Consider the following 17977-nt stretch of genomic DNA (forward strand, 5'->3'; position numbering starts at 1 on the left):
CCCAATGGCCTGCCGTGGCAGGCGTTAATCAAAATTCTGCTTTATGCAAACAAGCCTTACCAACGCTGTTTGAGCAGGTTTGGTTGAATACCCGCAATCAGGCTGGTATTGCCGTAGTCTTTAGTTACAATTCCCGCTTCAAATTCTTCGCGGAAATATTTGATAGCACTCTGCAAAGGTTCTACGGCACCGGGTGCATGAGCACAGAAAGTTTTGCCGGGGCCGAGGAAACGGCAGAGTTGTTCTAAAGTCTCGATATCACCATGCTGGCCTTTACCGTTCTCAATAGCACGGAGGATTTTGACACTCCACGGCAAACCATCACGGCATGGGGTACACCAACCACAAGATTCACGAGCGAAGAATTCTTCAAGATTACGGGTCAGGGAAACCATATTGATTTCATGATCCACTGCCATTGCCAATGCAGTTCCCAAACGGCTACCCGCTTTGGCGATATGCTCAAAATCCATTGGCAGATCCAAATGATCTGTGGTCAGGAAATCGGTTCCTGCCCCTCCTGGTTGCCATGCCTTGAATTTCAGGCCATCACGCATTCCACCCGCATAATCTTCAAGAATTTCACGGGCTGTCGTACCAAAAGGCAGTTCCCAAACACCCGGATTTTTGACGCGGCCAGAAAAGCCCATCAGTTTGGTGCCGGCATCTTTACTTTTGCCTTCACTCAAACCGATATACCATTCTTTTCCATGCTCAAGAATTGCAGGAACGTTGCACAGGGTTTCGACGTTGTTGACGCACGTTGGTTTTCCCCATACGCCAGAAGTCGCAGGAAATGGTGGTTTTGAACGTGGGTTTGCCCTGCGCCCTTCAAGGGAGTTAATCAGTGCGGTTTCTTCACCACAGATATAACGACCCGCGCCGGTATGAACAAATAATTCAAAATCAAAGCCACTGCCCAAAATATTCTTGCCAAGCAGCCCCGCAGCTTTAGCCTCTTCAATTGCTCTGCGCAGATGAACAGCCGCTTCGACATACTCACCACGCAGAAAGATGTAGCCACGATAGGCTTTCAGTGCAAAAGCACTGATGAGCATACCTTCCACCAACAGGTGGGGCAGTTGTTCCATCAACAGGCGATCTTTGTACGTGCCCGGCTCCATCTCATCCGCATTACACAACAAGTAGCGGATATTCATACTTTCGTCTTTTGGCATCAGGCTCCATTTCAAGCCTGTTGAGAAGCCCGCACCGCCTCGACCTTTTAAGCCAGCATCTTTAACCAGCGCGGTAATTTCATCAGGAGCCATGCCCTTCAGTGCTTTTTCGGCTCCTTTGTAACCATTCTTGCTGCAGTATTCGTCCAGCCAGACAGGTTGTTGGTCATCACGCAACCGCCATGTCAGGGGATGAGTTTCCGCTGCGCGGATAATTTTTTTCACTCCTGAGTGCGTTGTCATGGATACTGCTCCAGTAATTTTTCAATTTCTTCGGGTTTCACATAACTGTGAGTGTCCTCATCAATCATCATGGTTGGCCCCTTGTCACAGTTACCCAAACAGCAGGTTGGCAACAATGTGAAGCGTCCATCTGTCGTGGTTTGCCCCGGACAAATGTTCAGGTGAGACTCTATCGCTGCCTGAACGCCCTGATAGCCCGTAATATGACATACAACACTGTCACAATAACGGATAATGTGACGCCCTACCGGCTGCCGGTAAATCTGGCTGTAAAACGTCGCCACACCTTCCACATCACTGGCTGGAATACCCAAAACTTCAGCAATGGCATAAATGGCACCATCCGGCACCCAACCACGCTGCTTTTGCACAATTTTCAGTGCTTCAATTGACGCAGCACGCGGATCTTCATAGTGGTGTTTTTCTTGCTCAATGGCATTACGTTCTTCCGCACTCAACACAAATTCATCCGGTGTCTGAGCGTCCGTTACGTTAACCACATCAAGACGTGCTTGCTTGTTTGCGTTAAATTCACTTTGCATCGTTAGCGATCCACATCAGACATAACAAAATCGATACTGCCCAGATAGACGATAAGGTCAGAAACCAGGCTGCCGCGGATCACCGATGGTATTTGCTGCAAGTGAGCAAAACTTGGTGTACGAATGCGGGTACGATAGCTCATAGTGCTACCGTCACTGGTCAGGTAATAACTGTTGATACCTTTAGTTGCTTCGATCATCTGGAATGATTCATTGGCAGGCATGACGGGTCCCCATGACACTTGCAAGAAGTGGTTAATCATGGTTTCGATGTGCTGCAAAGCCCGTTCTCTCGGTGGTGGTGTGGTCAGGGGATGATCAGCCTTGAATGGACCTTCCGGCATATTTTTGAGGCACTGCTCAAGGATGCGCATACTCTGACGGATTTCTTCCACTTTCAGCATGACACGGTCATAGCAATCGCCGTTATAGCCTGTTGGTACTTCAAAATCGAAATTTTCATAGCCGGAATAAGGACGCCATTTACGCACATCAAAACCAATACCGGTCGCACGCAGCCCCGCACCGGTAACTCCCCAGTCCAAAGCCTGTTTAGCATTGTAAGCCGCCACTCCAACAGAACGCCCTTTAAGGACACTGTTTTTCAGCGCTGCTTTGACATAAGAATTCAAACGTTTCGGCAGCCAGTCCAGCAATTCACGTAAAAGTTTTTCCCAGCCGCGTGGCAAGTCATGGGCAACACCACCGATTCGGAACCACGCCGGATGCATACGGAACCCAGTAATTGCCTCAACAACATCGTAAACTTTCTGTCGGTCAGTAAAGGCAAAGAAGACGGGGGTCATCGCACCAACGTCTTGGATAAATGTACTGATATAAAGCAGATGGCTATTAATGCGGAACAGCTCAGACAGCATGACACGAATTGTTTTCACGCGATCTGGTACTTCAATACCTGCCAGCTTCTCAACCGCCAGCACATAAGGCATTTCGTTAACACATCCCCCCAGATATTCGATACGATCGGTATAAGGGATATAACTGTGCCATGACTGACGTTCACCCATCTTTTCGGCGCCACGATGGTGGTAGCCAATATCAGGTACGCAATCAACGATTTCTTCGCCATCAAGTTGCAGAACTATGCGGAATGCACCGTGAGCAGAAGGATGGTTTGGGCCAAGGTTAAGGAACATGAAGTCCTCATTATCAGTACTACGCTTCATGCCCCACTCTTCTGGTTTGAAAGTCAGGGCTTCCATCTCCAGATCTTCTTTCTGCTTCGTCAGTATGAAAGGATCGAATTCCGTGGCACGCGCAGAATATTCCTTGCGCAACGGATGGCCTTCCCATGTCGGTGGCATCAAGATACGGCGCAAATTTGGATGGCCGTTGAATGTAATGCCGAACATTTCCCACGTTTCACGTTCATACCAATTAGCATTCGGGAAAATTGACGTGATAGTTGGGATATTCAGATCTTGTTCAATGAGCGCAACTTTCAACATGATGTCACGGTTACGCTCTATGGAAATCAAGTGATAAAACACCGAAAAATCGGCCGTAGGCAAACCTTGTCGGTGAGAGCGCTGACGCTCATCGACACCATGTAAGTCAAACAGCATGACGTAAGGTTTGGGCAACTTTTTCAGGAATGTTATTACTTCCAGTAACTGTTTCCGCTTAACCCAAACAACAGGCATACCGGTACGGGTCGGTTGGATGGTAAAGGCATCCGGGCCAAATTGACGGTTAAGCTCGCTTACAACAGGATCATCAATATGATCTCGTGTTTCCCAAGCAGGTCGTGCGCTTTCTTGCGCTATCTGATCTGTCATCATTCTTCACCACAACGCTTGATCAGGGTTTTTGTAATCGCAACACATTGCTCTGGTTACGCTATATGGCTAAAAGCCTTAAATTTCGTCTGGAGTACGCAGATTTTTCACTGCAATACGTTCACCACGCTTCCGTTCTCTTTCTGATTGCATATTTGCGCGGTAAACCCCCTGATCGCCAACAACCCAAGACAGCGGACGTCGTTCTTTGCCTATGGACTCTTGCAACAGCAACAGTGCCTGCATATAGGCTTCTGGGCGAGGGGGACAGCCAGGAATATAAACATCGACGGGGATAAATTTATCAACCCCTTGAACTACAGAGTAAATATCGTACATACCACCGGAATTTGCACAGGCTCCCATTGAAATAACCCACTTCGGTTCCAGCATTTGATCGTACAAACGTTGAATGACAGGAGCCATTTTGACAAAGCAGGTGCCAGAAACCACCATGAAATCAGCCTGACGGGGAGATGCCCGTAATACTTCTGCACCAAAACGAGCAACATCGTGAACTGCGGTAAATGACGTCACCATTTCCACATAACAGCAAGAAAGCCCGAAGTTGTAGGGCCACAGGGAGTTTTTCCTTCCCCAGTTCACCATATCATGCAGAGCATGTTCCAATTTTCCCATATAGACACTACGGTGAACGTGCTGCTCTAAGGGATCGCTGACAGTTTCCTGTTTTTGCAGGGGATAACGGTCATTCTCACCGTTCGGATCTATGCGGGTGAGCGTATAATCCATCTTTATGCCTCGCTATTACTGCATATGACTGTTGTTGGTATAAGTGTCAGCACTTGGTTTACTGACCTGACGTTTTGAACGTGCGGGGGTCCAATCCAACGCTCCAATACGCGCCAGATAAACCAAGCCTGCCAATAACACCAAAATGAAAATACTTGCTTCGGCAAAGCCTAGCCAACCGCTCTCTTTGATTGAGACGGCCCATGCATACAAGTAAAGGGCTTCAACATCGAAGATAACAAAGAACATGGCAACCAGATAAAACTTCGACGACAGACGTAAACGAGCACTGCCGACAGAATCAATACCTGATTCATAAGGTATGTGTTTTGCCCTGGCTTTCGCTCTGCCCCCCATGAAGTACCCGCCCAGTAGCATGAGCACACACAAACCAAGAGCACCTATTAAGAAAACCGCAAATGCCCAGTGATGGGCTAAAATTCCAGTGGATGTAGACATACTCGTTGCTTACTCATCAAAAGTGGTGTCAAGGTGTCTGCTCTTTTTGCCGGCAGTGTTGCACCACATCGATTCATGGGAAGGGATAACAACCAAATCTGAAGCAGCGCTAATCAATATATCTCATCGCTTGAATCGTCTTGGTTTTTATTCCTCTCAATATATTTGCCATAACGGCAAAAGCACTCATTTATTTATTTACAAACAGCAAACTATTAATTAACAGATTGTGCTGGCATATCGCTAAAACGTGTCAGTCGTATAAGAAAACACCTTCCCGACATAACCAGTCTAACCGATAACTCGACTTTCCTACACTATTATCGCAGGAAAAACCTGTCTTTCCACTGCACTACTTGGGATATTTTTATGATCAAGTGCACAGTTTCATTGAAAAACATTCAACAGATGAACGTAATTCATTCAATTCCTAATAAATTGTTTCTAAAAAGAACTATTGATGTGCGATAAAAAAGCTATTTCTGAAAACAGATTTATTTTATCAATTTAGAAAAATAAAATTTGTTAACAAAGCAACATTCTTTTAACTAAAATTCGAAAGATATAGGAAAATTATTAGGGTATATTTCTTGTTGGAAATATCAGAAATGGGAATGAAAACCGGAGAGGATTATTAATAAGCAATTAACAACAGGCTAATATCTCCATAAGTAAAATGGAAATATTAGCCTATAAACACATAAAACTTATTCGTCTATATCTTCAACAGAAGTTTCATCAATGACTTCAGTTGGTTTGATAGGTTCATCAATAGAATCAATAGATTCATCTATTTCATCTGATTCATCAGACTGAGCCGACGTTACAGTATAAGGTGTTTTCTTATTTTCTATTGCACCAAAAACAGTCAAGACAGATTCATTCTGCTCATTACTGTTACAATACAAAAAGAATTGAATTTCCGGCAGGCGTGGTAAACCGTCAGCTTCACCTAAAATTCTCAGGTCTGCATTATGCATTTCCAGAGGGCGAGCGGTAATACCAACTTCTGCGTTCACAGCCGCACGAATAGCGGATAAGGAGGCAGCTTCATATGCAACGCGACATGAAATACCTGCCATATGCAGCGTATCCAGAGCGAGCTCGCGGAAAGGATTAGCTTCATCCATCACAACCAACGGTATAGGTTCGTTCGTCCGCAATTGGAAATCTGGTGCGCAGTGCCATAAAACAGGCGAAGAACGTAAGATCGTTTTAGGATGGTGGTTAATTTTTGCTGTAGTTAATGCCAAATCAATTTCATGGTTATCCAACATGCTTTCGATAAATTGAGCACGCTTAATACGTACATCAACGGCCACGCGTGGATAGACAGAAGCAATACGGTTCAATAAGAAAGGAAGTAATGTATCAACAGCATCATCTGATACACCTATTCTCAATTCACCTTCCGCATCATTGTAAGTCAATGATGCAGTTGCATCATCATTAGCACGAAGAATTTGACGTGCATAACCAAGAAGTTGAAGCCCATGCTCGGTCAAAAGCTTATTGCGGCCGTGGCGAGCAAATAATTCTCTCCCCACGAGCTGTTCCAACCGCTGCATTTGCTGACTAACAGCTGACTGCGTTCTGGAAACAGCGTTTGCTGCTGCTGCAAAAGTATTTAAGTCCGCAACAGCAACAAAAGTCCTCAACAGATCGAGATCGAGGTTTATTATCTGACGATTCGAATTTATCATCGCATGTATTCGCTTTTTACTGGTCTTTTTTTAATAGCTAATAGTACTAACCTGGTGTTGTTTCGTTACTTCAGCAGTATTAAATAAAATAATGCCGATTATGACATTACTCTACTCTATTTAATAGGGCAAAGGTTTACTGCATTTTTTTATCATTTAGATCATTATGGGTTTTATTTTCTCCTTTCTTAACAAAAATTATGCAATCCAAAAATAAATTAGAGATAAAACTCTATTTACATCACATAATCACCAATTTCCAGTACAAATATCCTTTTTCTGACTTACTTCAAAGAATAACATGATCTGAATTAGCCATACTTAACACCGCCAGCTAATATTAGTATTTTTAATGAGTTAACTTTATCACTGAATAGGCCTGAAAATATTATGGATAAGAATTCAAAAAAATTGTCAAAGTATCATGTGATAAAAACCTAAATTAACTTTACGTCAATAAAGATAAATTATAAGAATACATTATACAAACCTTCTTACTTTTATTGACAAATTAAAATTTACTAAACATATGGGCTAAAAAAACACCTGTCAAAATGTCATCTTCTTCGTTTCTTGTCAACTAAAAACAAGTCATTATACAAAATAAAAAACCAAAAAAATAAACCAACTAGAAATAAAACACCAACAAATCAGGATAATTTAGAGAGCAAACTTATTCATTTATTCTTAAAACAACCGTTTTAACCAAAGATATCAAAGCCTCTTCAAAATATAGATTGAGAAGAGTACATTGATTACTACACTTTTGTATGCTGGGTAGTATCCAATTTTGCCAAGAGGTCAAGGCACTCTATGTTTTCCATTAATAAATCCAACAAATTAGATAATGTCTGCTACGACATCCGGGGGAATACCCTCAAAGAAGCTAAACGACTCGAAGAAGAAGGTAATAAGGTACTGAAATTAAATATTGGAAATCCAGCACCATTTGGATTCGAAGCGCCTGATGAAATTTTAGTCGATGTCATCCGTAATCTATCAACAGCCCAAGGTTATTCTGACTCAAAAGGGTTGTATTCCGCACGCAAGGCGATCGTGCAGCATTACCAAGCCAGAAATATGCTGGATGTTACCGTTGAAGATATCTTTATTGGTAACGGTGTTTCTGAACTTATCGTTCAATCTATGCAGGCTCTGCTGAATACCGGGGACGAAATGTTGGTTCCTGCACCTGATTATCCTCTTTGGACTGCGGCTGTCTCACTTTCCAGCGGTAATGCCGTCCACTATCTATGTGATGAGCAACAAGGGTGGTTTCCTGATTTAGATGACATCCGCCGTAAAATTACTCCGCGTACCCGTGGCATCGTTATTATTAACCCGAACAACCCAACCGGAGCGGTATATAGTAAAGAATTGTTGCTGGAAATAGTAGAAATCGCCCGTCAACATAATCTGATTATTTTTGCCGATGAGATTTATGACAAGATTCTGTACGATGATGCCCAGCACCACTCCATCGCAGCATTAGCACCCGATCTCTTTACTGTGACTTTTAATGGCCTGTCCAAAACCTACCGTGTAGCTGGTTTCCGTCAAGGTTGGATGGTACTGAACGGTCCTAAAAAGCAAGCCAAGGATTATATTGAAGGGTTAGAAATGCTGGCATCAATGCGCCTTTGTGCCAATGTGCCAATGCAGCACGCGATTCAAACAGCATTAGGTGGCTATCAAAGTATCAGTGAATTTATTCTTCCAGGTGGCAGACTCTATGAACAACGCAACCGTGCATGGGAATTGATTAACCAGATCCCAGGGGTCTCCTGTGTGAAACCAATGGGTGCTCTATATATGTTCCCGAAAATAGACATCAAACGTTTCAATATTCATGATGACCAAAAAATGGTATTAGATCTTTTACTACAGGAAAAAGTTTTGCTGGTTCAGGGTACCGCATTTAATTGGCCAGCTCCTGACCATTTCCGCATTGTTACATTGCCGCATGTCACTGACTTGCAAATGGCTATTGATAAATTTTCCCGCTTTATCGGTAACTATCACCAATAACCATAATATTCATTATTTAAAGCCTATCTCGGAAAGTATTAATAAACTAATGGGGTAGGTTATTATTTTGTTATCAAAAGTTTATTTCTCATTCACTGTTATTTCCCTATAAATGAATTTCCATAAATTAATATTCCCTTTATTTTTCATGTTATAGATTACGCAATGGAAGGAATATATTGAGTTAAATCGATATCTAATAGGTTTACTTCCCCTTCCACTCCGACCACAATTAATCAATATTATTCCGCTACAAGAGGAAATTATGAGTCATTTTTTCGCCCAATTATCCCGCCTAAAATTAATTAGCCGTTGGCCTCTTATGCGAAATGTGCGCACAGAAAATGTTTCAGAGCACAGTTTGCAGGTTGCTTTTGTCGCACACGCTCTGGCAATAATCAAAAACCGTAAATTCAATGGTAATGTCAATGCCGAACGGATCGCTTTGCTGGCAATGTATCACGATGCCAGCGAAGTCATTACAGGGGATTTGCCAACGCCCATTAAGTACTACAACCCTCAAATTGCCCATGAATATAAGAAGATAGAAAAAATAGCTCAACAAAAGTTATTGAATATGCTTCCAACTGAACTACAGGATGATTTTCGTTCTATTCTGGATGAACATCACCATACTGAAGAAGAAATCCGCATTATTAAGCAAGCTGATGCGTTATGTGCTTACTTGAAATGTCTGGAAGAACTCTCTGCGGGCAATACTGAGTTCAATCAAGCTAAAAACCGATTAGATAAAACACTGGCAGAACGTCGCAGTGAAGAAATGGATTATTTCATGGATGTATTCGTACCGAGCTTCAGCCTCTCCCTCGATGAAATCAGTTCATAAGTGATGCTTTGCCACGGCTGTAGTTATCTGACAACAGTTATCCGATAGTGGCTATCCAGTTGCGATCAGGTCAGCCAAAATAATTCAATAATGTTAATCTATAACTGTAATGCAGCTCCATATTGATACAGGAGCTGCCCGACAGAAACATTAGAAAGGGAAAAGTATTGGGATAGTCGCCACACTGATTCCCATAACAATTAACGTAAAAGGTACGCCGAGTTTCAGGAAATCGGCGAATCGATATCCGCCAGGCCCAAGCACCAATGTATTAACCGGAGATGAAATCGGTGTCATAAATGCTGCTGAAGCCGCCACACCAATAATCATGGCAAAGGGTAAAGGAGAAACAGCCATTTCATTCGCGGCTGCAATCGCAATCGGAGCCATTAACACTGCCGTCGCCGTATTGGAGATAAACAAGCCGATAACGGCACAAAGTACAAACAAGCACATTAGCATCACCCGCGGCCCCATATTACCTGCGATATCCATCAGCCCGCGGACAATGAGGTCAATCCCCCCTGTTTTCTGCAATGCCAGCGCAAAAGGCATCATACCGACAATCAAAATAATGCTCGGCCAGTGAATGGCACGATAAGCACTCTCCATATCAATACAGCGGAATTTCCCCATTAGCAGACAGGCAATTAACGCAGCAATAAAATTCGGGATTTCATTGGTCAGCATCATAACAACCATCAGGGCAAGGCAGAATAAGGCATGAGGCGCTTGTGAAGCAGCGGGAGCCGCACTTTCCACTTCAATGGGTAGATTCAGTACAATAAAATCGGGGGTTTTCGTTTTCAATGCACGAATCAATTTCCAATCGCCAATCACCAGTAACGTGTCACCAAGCAACAAGGGTTCATCCACTAACTTCCCTTCCAACGCTTTTCCCCCACGACGAATTCCCACTACATTGAGTCCATAACGCGTGCGAAATTTCATACCACGCAATGATTGCCCCAAGAGGTCGGATTCAGGGATCACGGAAACCTCAGCCATACCGACATCACGGGACTGCTCGGAAAAATATTCCCCACGCAATACCATCGGTTCCAGCTGTTGTTCGCTGCAAAACTCCCGTAAATCAACATTACTATCCGACATATCCACCAGCAGAACATCCTGACCCCGCAGCTCTATATCACCAGTAGCAGCAACCATCACCCGACGAAATTTACGCCAACGTTCAATGCCAATGACATTCGCACCATAGCCTGCACGTAACCCTAGCTCATCCAATGTGTGACCAATCAAGGGTGAATCTTGCCGGATAGCAAAACGGCGAGCGCGACCAGATAGTTTATAGTCACGTATCAAATCACGGAATGTCCGATGATAACGTTCGTCCACTGCCTGGTGGCTTTTGCCCCCCAACCAACGACGAGCGACTAACATGTAAACCACACCAGCCATCAAGACTAAAATGCCAATCGGTGTAATGGAGAAGAAATCAAAACCCCGCAGACCTTCGCGCACCAGCTCACTATTGACGACCATATTGGGCGGCGTTGCTACCAAGGTCATCATGCCACTGATCAAGCCCGCAAACCCTAATGGCATCATCAATCGTCCCGGAGAGATTTTCATTCTGGCGGCCACGCTCAAGACAACGGGAATAAATATTGCCACAACCCCGGTTGAACTCATAAAAGCGCCCAGTCCGGCAACCGATAGCATTAACCAGGCCAACATTTTGGTTTCACTGTTACCGGCGACACGAACCAACCAATCCCCCATCTGATAAGCAACCCCGGTTCTCACCAGCCCTTCACCAATGACAAATAAGGCAGCGATCAATAACACATTAGGATCACTAAAACCGACAGTGGCTTCACTTAACGTCAATGTGCCACTCAAGACAAATGCAATGATCACCAATAAAGCCACAACATCCATTCTGACTTTATTGGTGGTGAAAAGCACAATAGCTATTAATAACAGGGTCAATACCCACAACAATTCGCTACTCAATCTGGCCTCTATCAACGATATATTTTAAATATGACCTATCCGCAATATCAAAAGACTACGGATACAAACGTTAACCAGATAAGTAAGCCATTTTTCTCAGGGAAAATCCCTCGTCATGATCAAGAATCATCCTGATTTGTGGTATATGTTCTTCATCTTTCAAGTTGGATATAAAACGCTATTGGGTATAAATCGATATATAACCGCCAGATTTGACAATTTCAATATCTTCCAGATTAGTAATCGTCAAATGGATTTCATCACGACGCGGAATATCTGGCGAATCGTGGACGACAACAACCTGACAGCCCGCATCCAGCCCGGCATGAATTCCCGCAACAGCATCTTCAAAAACCACACACTCCTCTGGCAATAATCCCAATTTTTTAGCGCCCAGCAAATAAGGCTCAGGATTTGGTTTGCCATGTGTGACTGACTCAGCCGTTACCCAGTGCGCAGGTTCCGGCAACTCCGCCATCTTATGACGTTCAGAGGCAAGAGGAACAGTCCCCGATGTCACGATTGCCCACGGAATGTCCAGCGCATTCAATTTATCAATCAGGGCAATGGCACCAGGCAAAGCAGTAATGCCTTCTGTATCTTCTGTTTCAATTTTTTCAATCCATTTGAAAGTGCTGGCGATCTCTTCTTCACTAGCATCTGGCATGAAATGCCGCAGGGATAATATTGCCGGAGTGCCATGAACATAGTTCAATACTTCGTCTCTATCGATCCCCATCTTATCGGCAAACTGAATCCATGCCCGCTCAACCGCAGGCAATGAATCGATCAGAGTACCATCCAAATCGAATAAAAAACCTCTGCATCTCAGTACCAAACCCGACTCCTTCAAACGCAACTATACGTTAATAATCTGCTCAATCTCAACGGCACTCAGATGGTATTGCCGAGGGCAAGAAAACCAAAGCGCCAACATACGCTGATACTTATCCCACATTGGTGCCTGAGCATTAAAGCCATGGCTCCCAGAATCAAAATGAGTATAGCGTCCCTCTGTATTCACCATAAAACGAACATAAGCAAGATAATGCGGTTCTGTCGCCGCATCAAAACCTAAAAAGGCCATACGGCGCTCATCCAGTTCCTGCCGATCTTTAAGATTACTTAATGAAATATGCAGCGCATGATACATTTCCATAATATTAATGATAGGGCGACAAATCTCTTCGGATAACTCACCAAAATCGCGATCCAACTCACGCAATTGTAAACCAAAACCCCATTCGATAACGGTTTGGTAACGACGATAACGTTCAGCATGTTCAGGTTCCAGCATGGACATGAATTTGTATTGAATAGGGGTTCCAGCGGTTTAAATATCATCAAGGAAAGAATTATCCAATTGCCTGAATGCCCGTTTAAGCAATTCAGCCAGCGCAAAGTAAGTCGGGGCATTTTCTATCGGTGCCATTACAATTCCTGCCTGAGCAAATTTTTCCCGAATTTCATAAAACCATTGCAGCAATCTTTCCGGTAACGGTGTTGCCGCACGTTTTCCCAACCACCATAACCCCTGCAACGGCAAACTACAGGCAAACAGCGCTGTCGCCACCGTTGGCCCCAATTGACCACCCAGAGCGATTTGCCATGTCAAAGTAAAAATTGCTAATGGCGGCATAAACCGGATACCAAAGCGAGTCGCCTTAATCACACGATTTTCAGGAAAAATAGGTGCAAGCTGTTTTGCCAGTGGCCAGATTTTCAAATATTGCTGCCCTAATTGCATTCGTTTAAACCAACCTTGGTTAACAGGTGGTGTCGTGTTCATCATAACCTCAATCAATTAAAGGTATAATTTTTAAAAAATCCCTACAAAAGATAAAATCTTTTTTGTAGTATTAATACTATTAAGTATATTTTGTCTTTATTGCTAGCAAACTGTATCCTACACAGACTTTTATGTTGTTGCAGTAGCAAAACAGGAATTTTGACCTTTTTCGCAACAATTGGATTCGGTTTGTTAATAAATTATTTCATTTTTTAACATTGTTCTCATTTTAAGATTAGATCACAACAAGATAATAGGTATTTCCATGTCAAGTAAGCTGGTACTGGTTCTTAACTGCGGTAGCTCCTCCCTGAAATTCGCTATCATCGACCCTGCCAATGGTGAAGAATATCTTTCTGGTTTAGCTGAGTGCTTTAGCCTGCCTGAAGCTCGTATTAAATGGAAAATGGATGGCGCGAAAAACGAAGCGGCTTTAGGAGCCGGCGCAGCACACAGCGAAGCGCTGAACTTCATTGTTAATACTATTTTGGCTGAAAAACCAGAACTTTCTGCACAGATTTCATCCATCGGTCACCGCATTGTTCACGGTGGTGAGAAGTTCACTTCTTCCGTGATTATCACCGATGAAGTTATCAAAGGTATTGAAGCGGCTATTCCATTCGCACCACTGCACAACCCAGCTCACTTGATCGGTATTGCAGAAGCGGAAAAAGCATTCCCTCATCTGGTTGAGAAAAATATTGCAGTATTTGACACTGCATTCCACCAGACTATGCCAGAAGAAGCCTACCTGTACGCACTGCCTTACAACCTGTACAAAGAGCATGGCATCCGTCGCTACGGCGCACATGGCACCAGCCATTTCTATGTTTCCCGCGAAGCAGCTAAAATGCTGGACAAGCCAGTTGAAGAACTGAATGTCATCACCTGCCATTTGGGCAACGGTGGTTCTGTTTCTGCAATCGTCAACGGTCAGTGTGTTGATACTTCCATGGGCCTGACTCCACTGGAAGGTCTGGTCATGGGTACCCGCAGTGGTGACATCGATCCAGCCATCGTATTCCACCTGCACGATGCAATGGGTATGAGCATCGCTCAGATCAACACCCTGCTGACCAAAGAGTCCGGCTTCCAGGGTCTGACCGAAGTCACCAGCGATTGCCGTTACGTAGAAGATAACTACGAAACCAAAGCTGATGCTAAACGTGCTATGGATGTTTACTGCCACCGTCTGGCTAAATACATCGGCGCATACAGCGCACTGATGGAAGGCCGTCTGGACGCGATTATCTTCACTGGTGGCATCGGTGAAAACTCCGCACTGGTTCGTGAACTGACCATGAAGAAAGTTGCTCTGCTGGGCTTCGAATATGACCACGAGCGTAACCTTGCCGCTCGCTTCGGCAAATCAGGTGTTATCACTACAGATAACAGCCGTCCTGCTCTGGTTATCCCAACCAATGAAGAATTGGTCATTGCTCAGGATTCAGCACGCCTGACCGCCTAAGCCACATGATTTTCAAGAACCGCCGGCAATGCTGGTGGTTCTGTATTCATGAGTACGTTCCATAAGTACATTGATTAATATTTCCTTAATAAATATTTCCTTAATAAATATCGCGTTGGCTCATGGTTCGTGTTTCATCTATTTATATAGCATTGAATATATCGCACTGAGTCACATTTATTGACTGACGAGCAACCGTTAAAGAGGTTTCCGTGTCCCGTACAATTATGTTAATCCCTACTGGCACCAGCGTTGGTTTAACCAGTGTCAGTCTGGGTGTTATTCGCTCCATGGAGCAAAAAGGCGTTCGTCTGAGCGTTTTCAAACCTATCGCACAACCACGTCACACAGGTTCTCAGGATCAAACCACCTCCATTATCCGTTCACACTCCAGCATCCATACTGCTGAACCTCTGGATATGGCGCATGTGGAATCAATGCTGACCACTAACAAAAAAGACGTGTTGATGGAAGAGATCGTGGCGCATTACCACGAAAACACCAAAGATGCAGAAGTCGTTCTGATTGAAGGTCTGGTTCCGACCCGCAAACATCCGTTTGCCCAATCTCTGAATTATGAAATCGCCAAGACCCTGAATGCTGAAATCGTATTCGTGACTGCATTGGGGACTAACAGCCCGGAACAGCTGAAAGAGCGTATTGAACTGAGCCGCGCTGAATACGGCGGTATCAAGAATCAAAATATTATCGGTGTTATTGTCAACAAACTGAATGCACCAGTTGACGACCAAGGCCGCACCCGCCCAGATTTGTCTGAGATTTTTGACGAATCAACCAAAGCGACCATTGCGCACATCGATCCAAAAACCATCTTCAAAAACAGCCCGTTGCCAATTCTCGGCTGCATTCCATGGAGTTTCGATCTGATCGCTACCCGTGCGATTGATATGGCCAAGCACCTGAAAGCTGACATCATCAATGAAGGTGCCATCGAAAGCCGTCGCATCAAATCCGTGACTTTCTGTGCCCGCAGCATTCCTAACATGCTGGAATACTTCCGTCCGGGTTCTCTGCTGGTGACTTCTGCTGACCGCCCTGACGTACTGATTACTGCGTGTCTGGCTGCCATGAACGGCATTGACGTTGGTGCTGTATTGCTGACCGGTGGTTACTCAATTGATGAGCCTATCCGTGAACTGTGCGAACGCGCATTCAACACTGGTCTGCCAGTTTTCACAGTAAAAACCAATACATGGCAAACTTCCCTGAATCTGCAAAGTTTCAGCCTCGAAGTTCCGGCTGATGACCACGAGCGTATCGAAAAAATCCAGAACTACGTTGCACAGCACATCAGCAACGAGTGGATCGATTCTCTGGCGGCAACATCAGAGCGCCCGAACCGCCTGTCTCCACCAGCATTCCGCTATCAGCTGACCGAGCTGGCCCGTCAGGCAGGCAAACGTGTCGTCCTGCCAGAAGGTGACGAACCACGTACTGTCAAAGCAGCAGCTATCTGTGCTGAACGTGGCATAGCAGAATGTATCCTGCTGGGCGATCCAGAAGAAATCCGTCGTGTGGCTGCGGCTCAAGGTGTTGAGCTGGGTGCAGGGATTGAGATCGTTAATCCGGCGGCAGTACGTGAACGTTATGTTCCACGTCTGGTTGAGCTGCGCAAGAACAAAGGCATGACCGAAGTGGTTGCCCGCGAACAGCTGGAAGACAACGTGGTTCTGGGAACAATGATGCTGGAGCAAAACGAAGTTGACGGTCTGGTTTCCGGTGCGGTTCATACCACTGCTAACACTATTCGTCCGCCATTACAGTTAATTAAAACTGCGCCAAACAGCTCACTGGTTTCTTCTGTTTTTTTCATGTTGCTGCCAGAGCAAGTATTGGTTTACGGTGACTGTGCGATCAACCCAGATCCAACCGCTGAGCAACTGTCTGAAATCGCTATTCAATCCGCAGATTCTGCAAAAGCGTTTGGTATCGAACCTCGCGTTGCGATGATCTCCTACTCTACCGGCAACTCTGGTGCAGGCAGCGATGTTGAGAAAGTTCGCGAAGCGACCCGTCTGGCACAGGAGAAACGCCCTGACCTGATCATCGACGGCCCATTGCAGTACGACGCAGCTATCATGGCCGACGTGGCGAAATCCAAAGCGCCAAACTCACCAGTTGCTGGTCAGGCTACCGTGTTTATCTTCCCAGATTTGAACACGGGTAACACCACTTATAAAGCGGTACAACGCTCTGCGGATCTGGTCTCTATCGGACCAATGCTGCAAGGCATGCGCAAGCCAGTTAACGATTTGTCCCGTGGCGCACTGGTTGATGATATCGTTTATACTGTTGCACTGACGGCAATTCAGTCAACTCAGCAAGAAAACGCATAATTTTCTAGCGGCATAAAATAGCTCCATGCTGTTGGCATGGGGTTATTTTTTATGATATATCCTGAGCGACCTATCTTTCTGATAAGTGACCACCAAAACTTTTATGAAAACGGTATTTACCTTGCACAATATACCATTTATTACTTTCTGCCGGATTTAGCTCAATATCACCCGAGCTGGCATCGACAAATCCCATATTAAGAAAGACATTTTGTGCATCACCAAGCGGAAGCATTTTCAACTTTCCACTTCTTCCTAATTCCTTAGATTTATTTACTGCGTATTCTATCAGTAAAGCACCGCCTCCTTTGAGACCACAGTGCGTTACCAAAACAACAATTTCAGGTGAGTCAGATAAATCTGAAGTATAAGACAAGATTAAAACACCGACAGGAGAGCCTCTAAAATAGGCAATAATACAATTATATTCATGCTTAGAATCAAATCTTATATCTTGTATTACATTTAATCCTGTTTCAAACATATCCACAGCACAGTAACATCGATTATTCCATTTCTTTTGTTCTTCATCCAATTTTTCATTTTTTTCAGGTACATATTGCCATTTATCTCTTTCTATTTGCATTTTAATTTGCTTAACGGAATTTAATGCCTCTTGTGGAGAAACTTCCCTTAGATTGAGAGATAATCTGTCAATAAAATATGAAGATAGATCAGGGCTGGATTTCCAACTGTTTAACGTACCTTTAGTATATGGATTATTCATATTAAAGGATTTTGACCTTGATACCATAATGCCATTCTCCTCTGGTTATTCATTAACAATAGCTCTCTGGCATAATCTTTTCATTACATGAAATTAAAAAATGA

15 protein-coding genes are annotated in these 17977 nt (G+C 44.2%); 4 read left to right on the forward strand and 11 right to left on the reverse strand.

Translation table 11 applies throughout. The annotated features are described in order from the left end of the window. Positions 1-56: 56 nt before the first annotated feature. The 6 genes from nuoF to PSI23_RS02825 all read right to left on the reverse strand — a co-directional run bounded on the left by nuoF (position 57) and on the right by PSI23_RS02825 (position 6677). Positions 57-1421, reverse strand: a complete 1365-nt coding sequence (gene nuoF, locus PSI23_RS02800; RefSeq protein ID WP_273553644.1) for an NADH-quinone oxidoreductase subunit NuoF — start codon at positions 1419-1421, stop codon at positions 57-59. After that, positions 1418-1963: an NADH-quinone oxidoreductase subunit NuoE gene (nuoE, locus tag PSI23_RS02805; protein WP_273553645.1), complete on the reverse strand. Its 546-nt coding sequence runs from the start codon at positions 1961-1963 to the stop codon at positions 1418-1420. The genes nuoF and nuoE overlap by 4 nt, the downstream gene beginning before the upstream one ends. A 2-nt stretch (positions 1964-1965) precedes the next feature. Beyond that, complete coding sequence (nuoC, locus tag PSI23_RS02810; RefSeq protein ID WP_273553646.1) at positions 1966-3765, reverse strand: NADH-quinone oxidoreductase subunit C/D; 1800 nt, start codon at positions 3763-3765, stop codon at positions 1966-1968. 75 nt (positions 3766-3840) lie between these two features. Next, positions 3841-4515, reverse strand: a complete 675-nt coding sequence (locus PSI23_RS02815; RefSeq protein ID WP_273553647.1) for a NuoB/complex I 20 kDa subunit family protein — start codon at positions 4513-4515, stop codon at positions 3841-3843. 15 nt (positions 4516-4530) lie between these two features. Further along, positions 4531-4974 carry an NADH-quinone oxidoreductase subunit A gene (locus PSI23_RS02820; protein ID WP_273553648.1) on the reverse strand — a complete coding sequence of 148 codons (444 nt, stop codon included), beginning with the start codon at positions 4972-4974 and terminating at the stop codon, positions 4531-4533. Positions 4975-5681: 707 nt separating this feature from the next. After that, positions 5682-6677, reverse strand: coding sequence for a LysR family transcriptional regulator (locus PSI23_RS02825; protein WP_273553649.1), 996 nt, complete (start codon positions 6675-6677; stop codon positions 5682-5684). An 813-nt stretch (positions 6678-7490) separates the two neighbouring features. On the opposite strand from PSI23_RS02825, the gene PSI23_RS02830 reads away from it, so the two are divergent. Both PSI23_RS02830 and yfbR read left to right on the forward strand, forming a co-directional pair. After that, complete coding sequence (locus tag PSI23_RS02830) at positions 7491-8705, forward strand: pyridoxal phosphate-dependent aminotransferase (protein WP_273553650.1); 1215 nt, start codon at positions 7491-7493, stop codon at positions 8703-8705. 265 nt (positions 8706-8970) lie between these two features. After that, entirely contained in the window at positions 8971-9552 is a 582-nt protein-coding gene (yfbR, locus tag PSI23_RS02835; protein WP_273553651.1) for a 5'-deoxynucleotidase, read from the forward strand. 150 nt (positions 9553-9702) lie between these two features. On the opposite strand, the gene PSI23_RS02840 is transcribed toward yfbR, so the two are convergent. The 4 genes from PSI23_RS02840 to yfbV all read right to left on the reverse strand — a co-directional run bounded on the left by PSI23_RS02840 (position 9703) and on the right by yfbV (position 13321). Further along, complete coding sequence (locus PSI23_RS02840) at positions 9703-11532, reverse strand: SLC13 family permease (protein ID WP_273553652.1); 1830 nt, start codon at positions 11530-11532, stop codon at positions 9703-9705. 178 nt (positions 11533-11710) lie between these two features. Further along, positions 11711-12370, reverse strand: coding sequence for a sugar phosphatase (locus PSI23_RS02845; protein ID WP_273553653.1), 660 nt, complete (start codon positions 12368-12370; stop codon positions 11711-11713). Between the two features lie 21 nt (positions 12371-12391). Beyond that, entirely contained in the window at positions 12392-12835 is a 444-nt protein-coding gene (locus tag PSI23_RS02850; RefSeq protein WP_273553654.1) for a YfbU family protein, read from the reverse strand. Positions 12836-12865: 30 nt separating this feature from the next. Then, positions 12866-13321, reverse strand: a complete 456-nt coding sequence (gene yfbV / locus PSI23_RS02855; protein WP_273553736.1) for a terminus macrodomain insulation protein YfbV — start codon at positions 13319-13321, stop codon at positions 12866-12868. Between the two features lie 265 nt (positions 13322-13586). Between yfbV and ackA the strand changes: the two genes are divergently transcribed. Next, positions 13587-14789: an acetate kinase gene (ackA, locus tag PSI23_RS02860; protein ID WP_273553655.1), complete on the forward strand. Its 1203-nt coding sequence runs from the start codon at positions 13587-13589 to the stop codon at positions 14787-14789. A 212-nt stretch (positions 14790-15001) separates the two neighbouring features. Continuing rightward, on the forward strand, positions 15002-17146 hold the full coding sequence (gene pta / locus PSI23_RS02865) for a phosphate acetyltransferase (RefSeq protein ID WP_273553656.1): 2145 nt from the start codon (positions 15002-15004) through the stop codon (positions 17144-17146). Positions 17147-17216: 70 nt separating this feature from the next. On the opposite strand, the gene PSI23_RS02870 is transcribed toward pta, so the two are convergent. Further along, on the reverse strand, positions 17217-17900 hold the full coding sequence (locus PSI23_RS02870) for a hypothetical protein (RefSeq protein ID WP_273553657.1): 684 nt from the start codon (positions 17898-17900) through the stop codon (positions 17217-17219). Positions 17901-17977: the final 77 nt, after the last annotated feature.

Origin of the sequence: Xenorhabdus yunnanensis (genome assembly GCF_028598805.1) — a bacterium.
In the GTDB taxonomy this organism is placed as follows: domain Bacteria; phylum Pseudomonadota; class Gammaproteobacteria; order Enterobacterales; family Enterobacteriaceae; genus Xenorhabdus; species Xenorhabdus yunnanensis.

Bases quoted from the DNA above. Each gene is read 5' to 3' on its own strand.
- PSI23_RS02850 (WP_273553654.1), bottom strand. From the start codon at position 12,835: ATGTCCATGCTGGAACCTGAACATGCTGAACGTTATCGTCGTTACCAA.
- nuoE (WP_273553645.1), bottom strand. From the start codon at position 1,963: ATGCAAAGTGAATTTAACGCAAACAAGCAAGCACGTCTTGATGTGGTT.
- nuoC (WP_273553646.1), bottom strand. From the start codon at position 3,765: ATGATGACAGATCAGATAGCGCAAGAAAGCGCACGACCTGCTTGGGAA.
- yfbR (WP_273553651.1), top strand. From the start codon at position 8,971: ATGAGTCATTTTTTCGCCCAATTATCCCGCCTAAAATTAATTAGCCGT.
- PSI23_RS02815 (WP_273553647.1), bottom strand. From the start codon at position 4,515: ATGGATTATACGCTCACCCGCATAGATCCGAACGGTGAGAATGACCGT.
- yfbV (WP_273553736.1), bottom strand. From the start codon at position 13,321: ATGAACACGACACCACCTGTTAACCAAGGTTGGTTTAAACGAATGCAA.
- PSI23_RS02820 (WP_273553648.1), bottom strand. From the start codon at position 4,974: ATGTCTACATCCACTGGAATTTTAGCCCATCACTGGGCATTTGCGGTT.
- ackA (WP_273553655.1), top strand. From the start codon at position 13,587: ATGTCAAGTAAGCTGGTACTGGTTCTTAACTGCGGTAGCTCCTCCCTG.
- nuoF (WP_273553644.1), bottom strand. From the start codon at position 1,421: ATGACAACGCACTCAGGAGTGAAAAAAATTATCCGCGCAGCGGAAACT.
- PSI23_RS02825 (WP_273553649.1), bottom strand. From the start codon at position 6,677: ATGATAAATTCGAATCGTCAGATAATAAACCTCGATCTCGATCTGTTG.
- PSI23_RS02830 (WP_273553650.1), top strand. From the start codon at position 7,491: ATGTTTTCCATTAATAAATCCAACAAATTAGATAATGTCTGCTACGAC.
- PSI23_RS02870 (WP_273553657.1), bottom strand. From the start codon at position 17,900: ATGGTATCAAGGTCAAAATCCTTTAATATGAATAATCCATATACTAAA.